The organism is Aquimarina sp. AD1, assembly GCF_003443695.1.
Classification (GTDB): domain Bacteria; phylum Bacteroidota; class Bacteroidia; order Flavobacteriales; family Flavobacteriaceae; genus Aquimarina; species Aquimarina latercula.
Genome location: NZ_CP031966.1, coordinates 161,038 through 178,037, shown reverse-complemented (window position 1 = coordinate 178,037; position 17,000 = coordinate 161,038). Strand labels below are relative to the sequence as shown.

At 32.7% G+C, this 17,000-nt stretch carries 10 protein-coding genes; 9 read left to right on the top strand and 1 reads right to left on the bottom strand.

Features of this window, described 5'->3' with window-relative positions:
• Nucleotides 1-96: 96 nt before the first annotated feature.
• The 5 genes from D1815_RS00795 (at nt 97) to D1815_RS00775 (ending at nt 6,327) form a co-directional block, all read left to right on the top strand.
• The gene (locus tag D1815_RS00795) at nt 97-1,824 is read left to right on the top strand and encodes a phospho-sugar mutase (protein ID WP_118385550.1); all 1,728 of its coding nucleotides are present in this window, start codon (nt 97-99) and stop codon (nt 1,822-1,824) included.
• 31 nt (nt 1,825-1,855) lie between these two features.
• Nucleotides 1,856-3,682: an ABC transporter ATP-binding protein gene (locus D1815_RS00790; RefSeq protein ID WP_027392062.1), complete on the top strand. Its 1,827-nt coding sequence runs from the start codon at nt 1,856-1,858 to the stop codon at nt 3,680-3,682.
• Between the two features lie 978 nt (nt 3,683-4,660).
• Complete coding sequence (locus D1815_RS00785) at nt 4,661-5,200, top strand: RNA polymerase sigma factor (protein ID WP_369899416.1); 540 nt, start codon at nt 4,661-4,663, stop codon at nt 5,198-5,200.
• 31 nt (nt 5,201-5,231) lie between these two features.
• Complete coding sequence (locus D1815_RS00780) at nt 5,232-5,873, top strand: hypothetical protein (protein ID WP_027392064.1); 642 nt, start codon at nt 5,232-5,234, stop codon at nt 5,871-5,873.
• 10 nt (nt 5,874-5,883) lie between these two features.
• Nucleotides 5,884-6,327, top strand: a complete 444-nt coding sequence (locus D1815_RS00775) for a hypothetical protein (protein WP_147404251.1) — start codon at nt 5,884-5,886, stop codon at nt 6,325-6,327.
• A gap of 43 nt (nt 6,328-6,370) precedes the next feature.
• Here D1815_RS00775 and D1815_RS00770 read toward each other — a convergent pair whose 3' ends face one another.
• Nucleotides 6,371-7,444, bottom strand: coding sequence for an oxidoreductase (locus D1815_RS00770; protein WP_118385547.1), 1,074 nt, complete (start codon nt 7,442-7,444; stop codon nt 6,371-6,373).
• A 76-nt stretch (nt 7,445-7,520) separates the two neighbouring features.
• Here D1815_RS00770 and D1815_RS00765 point away from each other — a divergent pair, with 76 nt between their 5' ends.
• The 4 genes from D1815_RS00765 to D1815_RS00750 all read left to right on the top strand — a co-directional run bounded on the left by D1815_RS00765 (nt 7,521) and on the right by D1815_RS00750 (nt 16,958).
• Nucleotides 7,521-8,729, top strand: a complete 1,209-nt coding sequence (locus tag D1815_RS00765; RefSeq protein ID WP_118385546.1) for an RsmB/NOP family class I SAM-dependent RNA methyltransferase — start codon at nt 7,521-7,523, stop codon at nt 8,727-8,729.
• 20 nt (nt 8,730-8,749) lie between these two features.
• Nucleotides 8,750-10,567, top strand: a complete 1,818-nt coding sequence (locus D1815_RS00760) for an endonuclease (protein ID WP_118385545.1) — start codon at nt 8,750-8,752, stop codon at nt 10,565-10,567.
• Nucleotides 10,568-10,723: 156 nt separating this feature from the next.
• A complete protein-coding gene (purL, locus tag D1815_RS00755; protein WP_118385544.1) occupies nt 10,724-14,389 on the top strand; it encodes a phosphoribosylformylglycinamidine synthase in 3,666 nt (1,221 codons plus the stop codon).
• Between the two features lie 169 nt (nt 14,390-14,558).
• Nucleotides 14,559-16,958, top strand: a complete 2,400-nt coding sequence (locus tag D1815_RS00750) for a M14 family metallopeptidase (protein ID WP_118385543.1) — start codon at nt 14,559-14,561, stop codon at nt 16,956-16,958.
• The last annotated feature ends 42 nt before the right edge of the window (nt 16,959-17,000 follow it).

Sequence of the window (17,000 nt, the reverse complement as noted above, 5' to 3'; positions counted from 1 at the left end):
AGATTATTAAATAACTTAAATTTAACGTGGATCTTCCTTTTTACAGGAATTTTCTAACAAAATTAAATAATACTTTTATCAACAAAACCTAAACAAATGCAAGTTTCAGAATCCTTAATCCACACTAGAGTTGAAGAATGGTTATCACCTGTTTTTGACAAACAAACGCAAGAAGAAATTGTAAAACTACAACAACAAGACTCTGATGTATTAAAGGAGAGTTTTTACAAAGACTTAGAGTTTGGAACTGGTGGTATGCGAGGTATTATGGGAGTAGGAACAAATCGCATAAATAAATACACCTTAGGAAAAAGTACACAAGGGTTGAGTAATTATTTACAGAAACAATTCCATGGTGAACAAGCAAAGGCAGTAATCGCATACGATTGTAGAAATAATAGTGATACACTGGCACAATTAGTAGCCGATGTATTTTCTGCTAATGGCATACAAGTTTATCTATTTTCTAGTTTGCGACCAACACCAGAACTTTCGTACGCTGTAAAAGAATTAGGATGCCATTGCGGAATCGTACTAACTGCTAGTCATAACCCTCCTGAGTATAATGGATACAAAGTATACTGGCAAGATGGAGGACAATTAGTACCACCACAAGATGGCGAAATCATTGCCGAAATAAACACTCTGAATTATGCTGATATTAAGTTTGATGCAAATACAGAACTTATAAAAATAATAGATAAAGAAATTGATACTCCTTTTATAGAGAATAGTGTAAAGAATGGAAGTTTTGCTGCTACACAAGAAGCAAAAGATAATACGACCATTGTATTTACCTCACTACATGGCACATCCATCACTGCGGTTCCTGAAACTTTGAAGAAGGCAGGATACAGCAATGTACATATTGTAAAAGAACAGGAAGTACCTGATGGTAATTTTCCAACGGTAAAATCTCCAAATCCAGAAGAGCCAGAAGCACTTGCAATGGCAACAGCACTTGCCGAAAAAGTGAATGCCGATATTGTAATCGGAACAGATCCAGATTGCGACCGACTAGGGATTGCTGTTAGAAATACTAACGGAGAATTACAATTACTTAACGGAAATCAAACCATGATTGTAATGACTTGGTTTTTATTAAAGCATTATAAATCAAAAGGAATAAAAGGAAACGAATTTATTGCCTCTACTATCGTATCCACTCCAATGATGAAAAACCTTGCAGCAGCATATGAGGTAGAATACAAAGAAGTACTTACTGGTTTTAAATGGATCGCTAAACTTATTAAAGACTTCCCTGACAAACATTTTATTGGTGGTGGTGAAGAGAGCTTTGGTTTTATGGTAGGTGACTTCGTTAGAGATAAAGATGCCGTTACCTCTACCCTTCTGGCCTGTGAGATTGTTGCGTACACAAAATCTCATGGAAGTTCATTTTATAAAGAGCTATTAAACCTATATGTTGATCACGGCTTTTACAAAGAAAACCTTGTTTCTCTTGTAAAAAAAGGAATAAAAGGAGCTGAGGAAATCAAGCAAACAATGATCGATTTAAGAAACAATCCTCCTACCGAGATCGCTGAAGAAAAGATTGTATTAATTGAAGATTATCAAACAAGCATAGCAACAAATACTTTATATAAAACTGAACATTCAATTGAAATCCCAAAATCTAATGTATTGATTTTTTACACTGAAGCAGGAAGCAAAATAGCTGCAAGACCAAGTGGAACCGAGCCAAAAATTAAGTTCTATATGAGTGTACAAGAATCTATTGACGATTTGTCAGCTTTTGATACTGTGGAACAAAAACTGAATACTAAAATAGCAGCAATCAAAAAAGATTTACAATTAACTTAAATGACGGTTATTACCGTTTCTAAAATAATTAATGAATTACTTTAAACAAATCCTTCGCTTTGCGAAACCTTATAAAATATATGCAATATTAAATATCATATCAAATATTTTCTATGCGCTATTTGGAACACTTGCAATGGTATCTTTATTCCCAATGTTAAATGTTCTTTTTGACCAGACTAAAAGAGTTAGTCAAGAGCCTGAATGGAATGGTATTTTAAACATTAGAGAATACGCGGAAAGTTATCTTAACTATTTTGTTACTCAAAAAGCAGAACAAGGAAATGATGATGTACTCCTATTTATGGTTGTATTAGTCATTACTATGTTTTTCATGAAAAATATCTTTAGCTATTTAGCTATGTATTTCATTACGTTTTTAAGAAATGGAGTATTAAAAGATATTCGAAATGAATTATATCAAAAAACAATAGACCTTCCTCTTTCCTACTTTTCAGAAAAAAGAAAAGGAGACACTATCGCCAGAATTTCTACAGACGTATTGGAGATTCAACATTCCTTTTTATCAATATTAGAATTGATAGTAAGAGAACCGCTAATGATTATATTCACTATATGTGCAATGTTATTAATTAGTGTGAAGCTAACGATATTTGTTTTTATTTTTATTCCAGTTTCAGGTTTTTTAATTTCCTTAATCGGAAAAAAACTTAAAAAACACTCTGATAAAGTTCAGAAAGAGCAAGGGTACTTTCTATCCATAGTAGAAGAAACGTTAGGAGGATTAAAAGTTATTAAAGGGTTTAATGCCGAGAATATTTTTGGGAAAAAGTTTCAAGAATCTACATTAAGGTTTTACAATTTTTCGAATTCACTATTAAATAGGCAAAACCTAGCATCGCCTACAAGCGAATTTTTAGGAATTACTGTAATAGCTATACTATTATGGTATGGTGGTCAAATGGTACTTGTTGAAAAATCTTTAGACCCAGGTCTTTTTATTGTTTATATGGGACTTGCATATAATATTCTAACTCCGGCCAAAGCAATTTCTAAAGCAAGTTATGGAGTAAAAAGAGGAAATGCGGCAGCAGAACGTGTATTAGAAATTCTTAATACAGAATCTCCATTAAAAGATAAAACAGAAGCTACAACTAAAAACGACTTTACTACTGATATAAAGCTAGAAAATATTTCATTTAAATATGAAGAAGAATATGTTTTAAACGATTTTAACCTTACTGTCCCAAAAGGAAAATCAGTAGCCTTAGTTGGTCAATCAGGTAGTGGTAAATCTACTATAGCAAACTTAGTGACCCGATTTTATGATGTAAACAAGGGAGCTATAAAAATTGATGGTACTGATATTAAAGATATTACCAAAAATTCTCTTAGAGGATTAATGGGCTTAGTTACTCAGGACTCTATTTTATTTCATGATACTATTAAAAATAATTTGCTAATTGGTAAAGAAGATGCAACCGATGAAGAGATTATTAATGCTCTAAAAGTTGCTAATGCTTGGGAATTTGTAAAAGAAAAACCAGAAGGACTTAATTCCGTTATTGGTGATAGTGGCGATAAATTAAGTGGCGGGCAGAAACAAAGGCTTTCTATTGCAAGAGCAGTACTTAAAAATCCGCCTATAATGATTCTGGATGAAGCTACCTCAGCATTAGATACAGAAAGTGAACGTTTAGTTCAATCTGCCTTAGAAAATATGATGAAAAATCGAACGAGTATTGTAATAGCACATAGGCTATCAACTATACAAAATTCTGATTTAATCGTTGTAATGCAAAAAGGACGTATTGTAGAACAAGGAACTCACGAAGAACTTATTGCTAAAAATGGTGCATACCAAAAACTAGTTACCATGCAATCATTTGATAATTAAAATCCAGATTATCAAATACATATAAACAAAAAAGAGCGTCTCCACGCTCTTTTTCTTCACACAAATCATCTTAATTTAGGGGCTTAATCTAAAATTAAAACTCACTTTTATAAAAACCTTCATTTTGGGGGAAATGAAAGTACTAACTCATTTTCACAGTGTAAAGATAGAACTATTTTTGTATAACGCAAACAAAAAATGTATTTTATCTGTAAAAATGTGCTTTTTAACATTTAAAAATACATAAAACAATTAAAAAGTAAGTAAAAACCTACTTTTTTGTTACTTATCAAATACATATTATTTAATTATAGTATATGAGGGCAAATATGCGTATAAACAAAAAAGAGCGTCTCCACGCTCTTTTTCTTCACACAAATCATCTTAATTTAGGGGCTTAATCTAAAATTAAAACTCACTTTTATTAAAATCTTTCATCTTGGGGAAAATGAAAGCGTTAACTCTTATTTACAATGTAAAGATATTATAATTTTTTAAACTCGCAAACTTTATGTGCTTTTTATCTATAAAAAATGTATTAAAACATAAAAGTTAAATCAAAAACAACAAAAAAGTAGTATTTTTCTTACTTTAATAATAAAAAAATAAGAAACTAAAAAAACAATGAAAACAAAAAAAAGAGTGCGGAAACACTCTTTTAATTGAAACAAATCATCTTAATATAGGGGCTTAATATAAAATAAAAACTAAAATTATTTTTTTGAACTTTACATTTAAAAAATGTGAAAGTATTTTTTCTAAATTACAATGTAAAGATAATACATTTTTTTAATAAAACAAATTTATTGTGTATTTTATCTAAAAAATATATTGTTTTAACCTAAATAATATAATTATTCCTACAAATTCTTACAAAGAAAATAATTCAACATCATATTAAACCTTTTTTTGTTATTTTAGTCTAATAGTAAACTAGCGTATACTAATCATTACTTAAATCATTATTTACTATTGAATATTCAAGAAGAGGACTTACTTATAGCGTTACAAACAGATAAAGACATAAATAATGCCTTTACTAAGCTTGTATCTATGTATAAGCAACGGTTATACTGGCACATAAGAAATATGGTCAAAAATCATGACGACACCGATGATATCCTACAAAATGTCTTTATAAAAGTATATAAGAACATTTCAAAATTTAAAGGGGATAGTAAACTATATTCTTGGATGTATAGAATTGCAACCAATGAATCAATCACCTTCTTGAACCAAAAAGCAAAAAAGTATAATATTAGTAATGAAGAACTACAACAACAACTTATTGAAAACTTAGAAGCCGATGTATATTTTGAAGGAGATGAAATCCAACTTAAGCTACAAAAAGCAATAGCATTATTACCTCAAAAACAACAACAAGTATTCAATATGAAATATTTTCAAGAATTAAAATATAAAGAAATCTCTGAAATCTTGGAAACTAGCGAGGGAGCTCTAAAAGCTTCTTACCATCTAGCGTCTAAAAAAATTGAAGAATATTTAAAAACTAATTAAACCTTTTTACATTTACAGCGTCCTAGATATAGTGAAAAAAAATAATTTACATAACAAAAAAGGAGGATTTAAAGTTCCCAGTGATTATTTCGAGAATTTCGAAGAGAAACTTTTTGAAAAAATTTCTAAAGATGATCAAGTCAATTCTGCACTCCCCAATAAAGCTAACTCTGGTTTAAAAGTTCCAGAAAACTATTTTGATAAGCTTGAGCGCGATATATTTAAAAACGTAAATTCTGAGAATCAGGAATCCTCTATACTTGCTGGTAGTATCAAAACAGGATTAAGCGCTCCTGACAAATACTTTGAAAATGTAGAGAACACTATTCTACAAAAAACAATAAATACCAATCAAGAATCTAAAATAATATCACTTTTATCTCGGAAAAACATTTTATATATCTCTGGTATAGCTGCTATGATAGCTATTATAATTTCTATATCAATAAATAAAGGACAAGATTCTTTTAGTTTTGATTCTGTTGATATAGTAGATATTCAAGAATATTTCGATGAAGGAAATGCAGAATTTAGTGATTCTGAAATTGCAGAATTATTAGACGAAGAAATTAACCTAACGAATACATTTAGTGACGAAGATATTACTGACGAAGAATTAGAAAACTATTTATCAGATGAAGAATTAGAGGATGAAATTATATATGTTGAATAAAAAAGAGCACATGAAAAAGATATTACTACTATTTATTATCGTTTTTACTATTAACTTCTCTTTTGGTCAAAGAGGACCTAGAGGAAAAGTAAAAGCTTTAAAAATAGCTTACATAACGGAACAATTAGATCTAAGTAGTAAAGAAGCTCAAGAATTTTGGCCTATTTATAATGAGCATGAAGAAACTATGGAAAACCTTAAAAGGACAGAACGTAAGTCTCTTAGAGCCATTAAGGAATCTAATGGTTTCGAAAATCTAACTGAAACACAAGCAAAGGACTTTTTAAATAACTATATAAAAGCGGAAGAAAAAAAACACCTAATGCGTAAAAAACTAATTACCGATTTAAGACAGGTGATTCCGCATAAAAAAATCCTAAAACTGGTAAAAGCAGAAATGGACTTTAATAAACGTTTATTAAAACAACTACGAAATAGACGTCAAGGAAAGTAAAAAAACAATCTATTATCATAAAAAAGTAAATGAACTCTATTGATCATTTACTTTTTTTGCTTTTAAAAATCAATTTTGCCATTCTATTTTTACCTGCTGCAATCGCTATACTATCATTAATAAATCGTATTGTATAAAAGCTTTCTGCGCTTATATCTTTCCAGGTATTTCCGGAGTCATTGGAAATAGATATTCCTGTAAAACCAACCGTAACAATCTCTTTTCCCTCACTATTAGGTACATATCGGACACAACTCTTATAACCCGCTCCTACCCCATCCGCAATTAAATTCCAAGTTTTTCCTCCATCAGTTGTAACGGCTTTATTTTTTTGATTTGCTTCTGGCTTTGTATAATCTCCTCCGAATATTATTCCAATATTCTTATCATAAAAGTCCAATGAATACGCTCCTTTAGTCTCTGTACCTTGAATTATCGGAGTTTCTGAAACACTCCAAGTATTACCTTTATCAGAAGAATAAAATACTCTAGATTTAATTCCTCCTGAAGCCATCCAAACATCATCCTCTATTATTTTTATATTTCCGTTACTTGCAGCAAATGCAGCTTCTCCTTTTGCAGTCTTTGGTAATACATCGCAAGAAACTTTATTCCAGGTTTCTCCCCCATCTTTGGTTCGTATAACTGATAAACATCCATCGGTAGGATCCCCCATTGCTATTCCATCGGTATTATCCCAAAATACCATAGAATCATAAAATACTTTATCGTGATCCTCTTTGTATACTAATTTTGGTTCCCTACTTTGCTTGTTAACCTTATATAATAATGCTGGCGATTCAATACTTAATACAAAAAAATCGGTCTTAGTTTGCGCAATAGCTCTAAATTGAATTTTTCTTCCCTCAAAATCTAAAACTGAGATTTTTTTATTCTTTACGTTAAACTCATTATCAATATCAAAAGTTCCATATATCCCATTACTACCAGCAAAAATTAATTGATTATCACTTATATCGACAGCTCTAATACTAACAGAATCATCATAAAAAGGTGACACCTCGACAGCAGAAAAATTATGATTAACAACTATAGGTTTTTCAGAACTACAACTAAAAAGAAGTATCAAAGTAATTAATGATAGTAAAAATCTCATACCCAATATTTTTAAACCAAATATAACACTATTCTAAAGCAAAGGATTACCTTTGCAAACCCTAAAAAAATAAAGGATGCGTTTACATAGAAATCTGGTCTTTGCTGTAATTGATGGACTCAATGAAATTTTTAATGAAGAAGCTTATGCGGATAAGGTAGTTCAGAAATTACTAAAACGAGACAAAAGATGGGGTTCTCGCGACAGAAGTTTTGTTGCAGAAACCGTTTATGACATTGTACGATGGAAACGTCTTTATGCAGAGATTGCTGATGTTTCGGAACCATTTTCAAGAGAAAATCTTTGGAGGATTTTTGCGGTTTGGGCGACACTTAGAGGAATTACTTTACCCGATTGGAAACAGATTGTTCCTACACCAACAAGACGTATCAAAGGTCGTTTCGACGAATTAAGTCAAATTCGCAAGTTTAGAGAATCTATTCCTGATTGGATGGATGAATTAGGCGAAAAAGAGCTTGGAAAAAAATGGGAAAAGGAAATTGCTGCTTTAAATGAACAAGCACCTGTAGTACTTAGAACTAATGCATTAAAAATATCTAGAGATAAACTTAGAAGTATCCTTGAAGATGAAAATATAGATACCGAATTTATAAAAGGATATTCATCAGCGCTTCAGCTCACAGAAAGAGCTAATGTCTTTTCTACAGAAGCTTTTAAAAAGGGATTCTTCGAGGTACAGGACGCTTCTTCTCAATTGGTAGCCGATTTCTTAGATGTAAAACCTGGTCAACGAGTAGTAGACACTTGTGCCGGAGCAGGAGGAAAAACACTACACCTGGCTGCTTTAATGGAAAATAAAGGGCAAATAATTGCCATGGATATCTATGGCAATAAGTTAAAAGAACTTAAAAGAAGAGCAAGAAGAGCAGGTGCTCATAATATAGAGCCAAGAACTATAGAGAGTTCTAAAGATATCAAGAAACTACATGCCAAAGCAGATCGCGTTTTAATCGATGCTCCCTGTAGTGGATTAGGTGTTTTAAGTAGAAATCCAGATGCTAAATGGAAATTGCAACCAGAGTTTCTAGATAAAATTAAACAAACTCAATCACAGATTTTAGAAAGTTATTCTAAAATGGTTAAACCAGGTGGAAAGCTGGTATATGCAACTTGCTCCATACTTCCTTCTGAAAATCAAGATCAAGTTAAAGCTTTCTTAACTAAAGAAATAGGAAAAGGTTTTACTTTTATAAAAGATAAAAAAGTGCTTTCTTCAGAATCTGGATATGATGGATTTTACATGGCATTGCTAGAAAGAAAATAACTCAACTTACGTAACAAACAATGAAAACAAAACTACTTCTTATTGCACTTTGTACATTTTATATAGGATATAGTCAAGTTCCTACCGGATATTATAATTCTGCTACTGGATCAGGATATACGCTAAAAACACAATTAAAAAATATTATTGATAGTGATAATGATGGATTATCTCCAGAGTTTCAATCAACAGATCCCGGATATAGCGGGCTGTACACTACATATGTAGCGTCAGATTCTGACTCATATTATGAAAATAACGGAAGTGTACTAGATATGTACTCAGAAAACCCGACAGGAGCTGATGATTACGAATATACTCACTTTACAGATCAAGACCCTGGATCTGGAGGAACTTCAGAAGGAGAATTTTACAATAGAGAACATATAATACCACAATCTGTTTTTAATCAAGTAACTCCTCAACGTTCAGATGCTCATTTTGTGGTTCCTTCTGACAAATTCGTAAATGGTGCTCGTGGTAGTTTACCATTTGGAAGAGTGGAAACAGCTAACTTAACTACCACAAATGGTTCTAAAAGAGGGAATAATGTAAATTCAGGATATTCAGCAGGATATGCAGCTACCGTTTTTGAGCCAATAGACGAGTTTAAAGGAGATATTGCCAGAATGCATTTTTACTTTGCCACTCGCTATGAAGATGACGTAGCTGGTTATTCATATACCATGTTTAATGGAACAAGTGATCAAGTTTTTGATCAAACCTTTTTAAACATTCTTATAACTTGGCATAATCAAGATCCTGTATCAACAAGAGAAATCGACAGAAATAATGCAATTTTTGGAAGACAGAGTAACAGAAATCCATTTATTGATCATCCAGAATACGTAGAAATGATATGGAGTACTGTAATTGATTCAGAAGCTCCAACATCACCTACTAACATAATGGTATCTAATGAAACTTCTAATAGTATCGACTTGTCTTGGACAGCTTCTACAGATAATATAGCCGTAACTGAGTATGATATATATGTAAATAGTGTTTTTAATAAATCTGTTTCTTCTACAACAACCACAGTAGGTGGTTTAAGTTCGGAAACAACATATGCTTTTACAGTATTGGCAAAAGATGCTGCAGGAAACGAATCCTCTCAAAGTGCTCCTGTGAACGGAACCACATTAACTGGCGGAACTGGCGGAACTGCTTGTGCTACAGAAACGTTTGGTAATATTGGAGCCGCTTCTAGTTCATATTCCGAACGTACTTGGACTGGTGATGACGGAGGAGAATGGACCGCTACGGATGCCAGAACAGACCAGACATTAACTGCAAGTGCAATTACTATTAGAAATGGTGAACTAACTTCTTCTTCAATTTCTGGAGGAATTGGATCACTTACTGTTACTACGCTAAGAGCCTTTAGTGGTGGTACAGGAACATTTACCATTAGAGTTAACGGAACTGAAGTAGGAACAATACCTTATAGCGATGTTCAAGAAACGACTACTATTAATAACATCAATGTAACTGGAAATATTATAGTTTCTTTTACTGATAAAGCTACAACTAGTGACCGAGTAATTATTGATGATTTATCCTGGACCTGCTATGATACAACATTAGGGGTGGATGATCTTGATCTGGATAACCTTATAACGGTATATCCAAACCCTTCTTTAGATAGAAGACTGACGATAGACATTTCAAATAGTGTAAATAATGAAGTAAATGTTTATGATATTACTGGTAAGCGAATAGTCTCTAAAAAGAATATTGACGAAACCATTCAATTAAATAATTTACCTCAAGGTGTGCTGCTCTTAGAAATTATTTCTTCTAAAAGAAGTATTACCAAAAAGGTAATCATACGATAAAACGAAAAGCGGCTAGAAAAGCCGCTTTTTTTTATTTTTAATCGTTGTTTAAAATTTAGTGAATAACTCTATCATTACGATAAAGTTTTATACAATACTTTCTTAAGAAAAGTAGTAAATTTGCAGCTTATTAAAAACAACACAAAGTCTGGGAGCATGATCCACTTCTTCGGAAACCAAAATGAGAAAGTATTTGCAGTACAAACCACTGACGAAATCTCAACAGAAAACATCAAAAAATTAGTATGGTTATTTGGCAACCAACCTAAAATCTCAACGGCGTCTATTGACGCTTTTTTTGTTGGTCCACGGGCCGCTATGATAACTCCATGGAGTACCAACGCAGTGGAAATCACTCAAAATATGGGGATATCGGGAATTATCAGAATTGAAGAGTTCGAAGCGGTTACTGAAAATTACACTGATTTTGACCCTATGCTTTCGCAAAAGTATTCTAATTTAAACCAAGATATTTATACCATTGATATTGAGCCTGAAGCCATTCTAGAAATTGATGATATCGATGTATATAATAAAGCAGAAGGTTTAGCATTAAGCGCAGAAGAAGTAGTGTATTTAGAAGAAGTTTCTGAAAAAATCGGAAGAAAACTTACAGATTCGGAAGTCTTTGGTTTCTCTCAGGTAAATTCAGAACACTGTAGACACAAAATATTCAACGGTACTTTTATCATCGATGGAGAAGAACAGCCAACCTCTCTTTTTAAATTGATAAAGAAAACTTCAGAAACAAATCCTAATGATATTGTTTCTGCATACAAAGATAATGTAGCTTTTATAAAAGGTCCTAAGGTTACTCAATTTGCGCCAAAAAGTGCTGACAAACCAGACTTTTATCAAGAAACACATTACGAAAGTGTAATCTCACTTAAAGCTGAAACACACAATTTCCCTACTACAGTAGAACCATTTAATGGCGCTGCTACAGGTTCTGGTGGAGAAATTAGAGATCGTCTTGCAGGTGGAAAAGGTTCTTTACCGCTAGCGGGAACTGCTGTATATATGACCTCCTATTCTCGATTAGAAGAAAATCGTCCTTGGGAACAGTCGGTCGAAAAAAGAAAATGGTTATATCAAACTCCAGTAGATATTTTAATCAAAGCTTCTAATGGAGCTTCAGATTTTGGTAACAAATTTGGGCAACCCTTAATTACTGGATCTATATTAACTTTTGAACACGAAGAAGATGCTCGTAAATTAGGTTTTGACAAAGTTATTATGCAAGCTGGTGGTATCGGATATGGTAAGAACGAACAAGCACTAAAGGACAAACCTGAAACTGGTGATAAAATCGTTATTCTTGGTGGAGAAAATTATCGAATTGGTATGGGTGGAGCTGCAGTATCTTCTGCAGATACTGGGGAATTTAGTAGTGGAATCGAATTAAATGCAATCCAACGTTCTAATCCAGAAATGCAAAAACGTGCTGCCAACGCTATTAGAGGTATGGTAGAAAGTGATACAAATACTATTGTTTCTATTCATGATCATGGAGCTGGAGGTCATTTAAATTGTCTTTCTGAATTAGTAGAAGAAACAGGAGGAAAAATTGATCTTGATAAATTACCTGTTGGAGATCCTACCCTTTCTGCAAAAGAAATTATTGGTAATGAATCTCAGGAGCGTATGGGATTAGTCATTGGGCAAAAAGATATTGATACTTTAGAACGTATAGCTGATCGTGAACGTTCTCCAATGTATCAAGTAGGTGATGTTACAGGTGATGATCGTTTTACTTTTCAATCAAAAACCAAAGGTGATAAACCAATGGATCTTGCACTAGAAGATATGTTCGGTAGTTCTCCTAAAACGATCATGAATGACAAAACAATTGATCGTAATTATAAGGAGATATCTTATCAAAAAGAAAATATTCATGACTATCTAGAACAAGTATTGCAGTTAGAAGCTGTTGCTTGTAAAGATTGGCTAACAAACAAAGTAGACCGTTGTGTAGGTGGAAAAGTTGCCAAACAACAATGTGCTGGACCCTTACAATTACCACTTAATAATTGTGGAGTAATGGCTTTAGATTACACCTCTAAAGAAGGTATCGCTACATCTATTGGACACTCCCCTATTTCTGGACTTATTAATCCCGAAGCGGGAAGCAAAAATTCTATCGCAGAAGCTTTAACCAATATCGTTTGGGCTCCACTTAAAGATGGATTACAATCTATTTCTCTATCGGCAAACTGGATGTGGCCCTGTAAAAATGAAGGTGAAGATGCCAGATTGTATAAAGCAGTAAAAGCAATTTCCGATTTTGCTATTGATTTAGGAATCAACGTGCCTACTGGTAAAGATTCTCTTTCGATGAAGCAAAAATATCCTAATGAAGAAGTAATCTCTCCGGGTACTGTAATTATTTCTGCAGCTGCCAATTGTAATGATATTACTAAAGTGGTAGAGCCAGTTCTTCAAAAAAATGGTGGAGATATCTATTATATCAATTTATCACAAGACAATTATGAATTAGGTGGTTCATCTTTTTCACAAATAACAAATAAAATTGGTTCTAAAGCTCCTAATATTAAGGATGCTCAAAGTTTTAAAAACACTTTTAATACTATCCAACAACTAATAAGAGAAAATAAAATAGTTGCTGGACACGACATTGCTTCTGGAGGGTTAATTACTACACTACTTGAATTATGTTTTGCAGATATTAATCTGGGAGCAACCTTAGACCTTTCTAAACTTGGAGAACAAGATACTATCAAGTTACTATTTGCTGAAAACGCTGGTATTGTATTCCAAAGTGCTAATAATTCTAATATAGAAGCTATACTTTCTCAGAATAACATCCAGTTTTTCAATATTGGTACAGTAACCAATAAAGCTTCATTAGAAATTAAAAATGTAGATGATTCTTACAATTTTGATATCGAAAAACTTAGAAAAACTTGGTTCAAGACATCGTATTTATTAGATCAAAAGCAAACTGCCAATAATCTAGCAAAAGATCGTTTTGAAAATTTTGAAAATCAAGCTTTACAATATAGTTTCCCTAAACATTTTACAGGACAGCTTCCAGTAATTATTAATGATCAACCAAGACCTAAAGCTGCTATCATCCGTGAAAAAGGAAGTAATTCTGAGCGTGAAATGGCAAATGCTATGTATTTAGCAGGTTTCGATGTTAAAGATGTTCATATGACTGACCTAATATCTGGTCGAGAAACATTAGAAGACATCCAATTTATTGGAGCTGTAGGTGGATTTTCTAACAGTGATGTTTTAGGTTCCGCAAAAGGTTGGGCCGGCGCTTTTCTTTATAACGAAAAGGCAAATACTGCACTCAAAAACTTTTTCAAAAGAGAAGATACCTTATCCGTAGGGATTTGTAATGGGTGTCAATTATTTATGGAATTAGAAGTAATCAATCCTGAGCATAGCGAGCATGGGAAAATGCATCATAATAATTCTCATAAACACGAAAGCAATTTTACTTCTGTTAAAATACAAGAAAACAATTCGATTATGTTATCCACATTAGCAGGAAGCACATTAGGAGTATGGATTTCTCATGGTGAAGGGAAATTTAACCTTCCTCTTTCTGAGGATCAATATAACATTGTTGCTAAATATGGGTATGAAGGATACCCTGCAAATCCTAATGGATCAGATTATAACACTGCTATGATGTGCGACACATCTGGACGTCATTTAGTAATGATGCCACATATAGAACGTTCTACATTTCAATGGAATTGGGCAAATTATCCCGAAGGAAGACAGGATGAAGTATCACCTTGGTTAGAAGCTTTCGTAAATGCTAGAAAGTGGATTAAAAATCAATAGTTATACGAATTCAGTACATTATTAGTTTAATCTGTTTAGGGTTTATTATAGTCTAACTGTTATATATCTATACTAGTTAGATTGATCAATGGAATATTACGATTGAAGATTTAATCAGTATTTTTATCCCATTGCTATTAACTATTTTAAAACCTAAACACCTAAACCCTTGAAAAAAAAAATTATTTTCCTGTTTTTTTTGGTCTCGGCCACGATTATAGCGCAAACAAAACCGTCATATAGCAGAGCAAAAATTATTTATAATACTTCAGCTAATTTTAAGATCTTAATGGACGCTGGAGTACCAATGGACCACGGACAACATAAACGAGGGATGTTCATTATTTCCGATTTTTCTAATGAAGAGATTCAGACTGCAAAAGATCTTGGGTTTAATGTAGAAATTATAATTGAAGATGCAGAGGCCGATTTTATACTAAGAAATGAGATAGCGAAAAATCAAAAAGCGATTCAGAATTTAACATGTCCGTCCGGAAACGGAACCGTTAACAACTACCCAACTCCATCTAACTTTTCTCTTGGATCTATGGGCGGATATCTAACTTATCAAGAAATGTTAGATAATCTTGATGCCATGCGAGTACAATACCCAACATTAATTTCGGCAAGAGCGGACATCGGTACATTTGTTACGAATGGTACACCTGATAATTCCGTTTCTCCATCCATAGGAGGAAATACAATACAATGGGTGCGTATTTCTGATAATCCTGATGTAAATGAAAACGAATCTGAAATATTATATGATGCCATACATCATGCGAGAGAACCTGCAAGTTTATCGCAACTCATCTATTATATGTGGTATTTATTAGAGAATTACAATACTGATCCTGATATTAAACAAATTGTAGATAATACTGAGTTATATTTCGTACCTGTCATAAACCCAGACGGATATCTTTATAATCAAGTAACAAATCCAAACGGAGGTGGATTATGGAGAAAAAATAGATTCAATACACACGGGGTTGATAATAACAGAAATTACGACCACTATCCTAATGGAAATTCTACAGCAGCTACTTGGGGAGGTCCAGGCTCATCTAGTAATACAAATGATCAAACCTATCACGGCACTAGTGCTTTTTCTGAGGTAGAAAACCAAGCAATGAAGTGGTTTACTGAACAACACGAGTTTGTTATTGCTTTAAACAACCACACTTTTGGAGAGTTATTATATTTCCCATATTCCTATGCCGCCAACACGCCAACTCCTGATGAGGATATTTTTATTGCAATAGGAACCGAACTTACTTCTCAAAACGGTTATAACCCATTAAGAGACGCTCCATTTGCTGGTGATAGTGATGATTTTATGTACGGAGGTGTATCATCATCTCACAATAAAATATTTTCTTTTACTCCAGAAGTTGGGACCTCCTTCTGGCCTGCTTCTAACCAAATAGATGGGATCTGCAAAGAAATGATGTATCTAAATCTTACTGCTGCAAAAATGACTAACAATTATGCACAATTAGAAAGTATAGGAAGTCTTTTTGTAGGAGAAATGACTTCTTTTAATGCAGAGTATACACTAAAAAGACTTGGTATAACAGGAAATGGAAACTTTACTGTAGCTATTATACCAATATCAAATAATATTACTAGCGTTGGTAACACTAAAACGTATAACAATACCCAAATCGGAGAAGATATTACAGATAATATCCAGATCAACGTTGATAATACAATAAAAGTTGGTGATGAGATCTCTTATACTATTGAAATAGATGGAGGTACGATTACTGAATCCATAAATGTCATTAAAAAATATGGATCATTACAGAGTATTGTAAATAATGACGCTAATAGTTTAACAGATTATACGCAATCTGGATGGTCCACAACAACAACTACATTTGTTTCTGCCAATGCATCAATAACTGAATCTCCTACTGGAAACTATGGCGCTAATGAAAACAAAACAATTGAACTTACCCAAAGTATCGATCTTACCACAGCGGCTTTTGCTAATGTTCAATTTAATGCCAAATGGGATATCGAAAATAATTGGGATTATACTCAATTTGAAGTTTCTATCGATAATGGATCTTCTTGGACTCCTCAATGTGGAAAATTTACCAACTCGGGAAGTACAAATCCAGGTCAACCAACAGGAGAGCCTCTATACGATGGAACTCAAACGGATTGGATATTAGAAGAAATTGATCTTAGCGATTATTTAGGAGAAACGATTAAAATACGTTTTCAATTTGTTTCAGATAGTGACATCGAAAGTGATGGATTCTTTTTCGATGATTTAATAATAAATGGTATCAATGAAAATGTATTAACTATTGAAGAAAATTTATTTTCAGAATTCAAAGTTTTTCCAAACCCCGTAAAAGATCTACTACAAATATCAGCAACTTCTTCCTCCAATTTCAATCTACATTTAAGAAATGTCATTGGACAAAAGGTTGCTACAAAAAACAAAGTTTCTGGAAATCAAGAATTTGATATTTCAAAATTAAATGTAGGATTGTACTTTTTAACGATTGAAATGGAAGAAAACGTCAAAACTTTTAAAATTCTAAAACAATAATTATTCAATTAAATCCCATAAAACTTAAGGAGTTATCAAAAG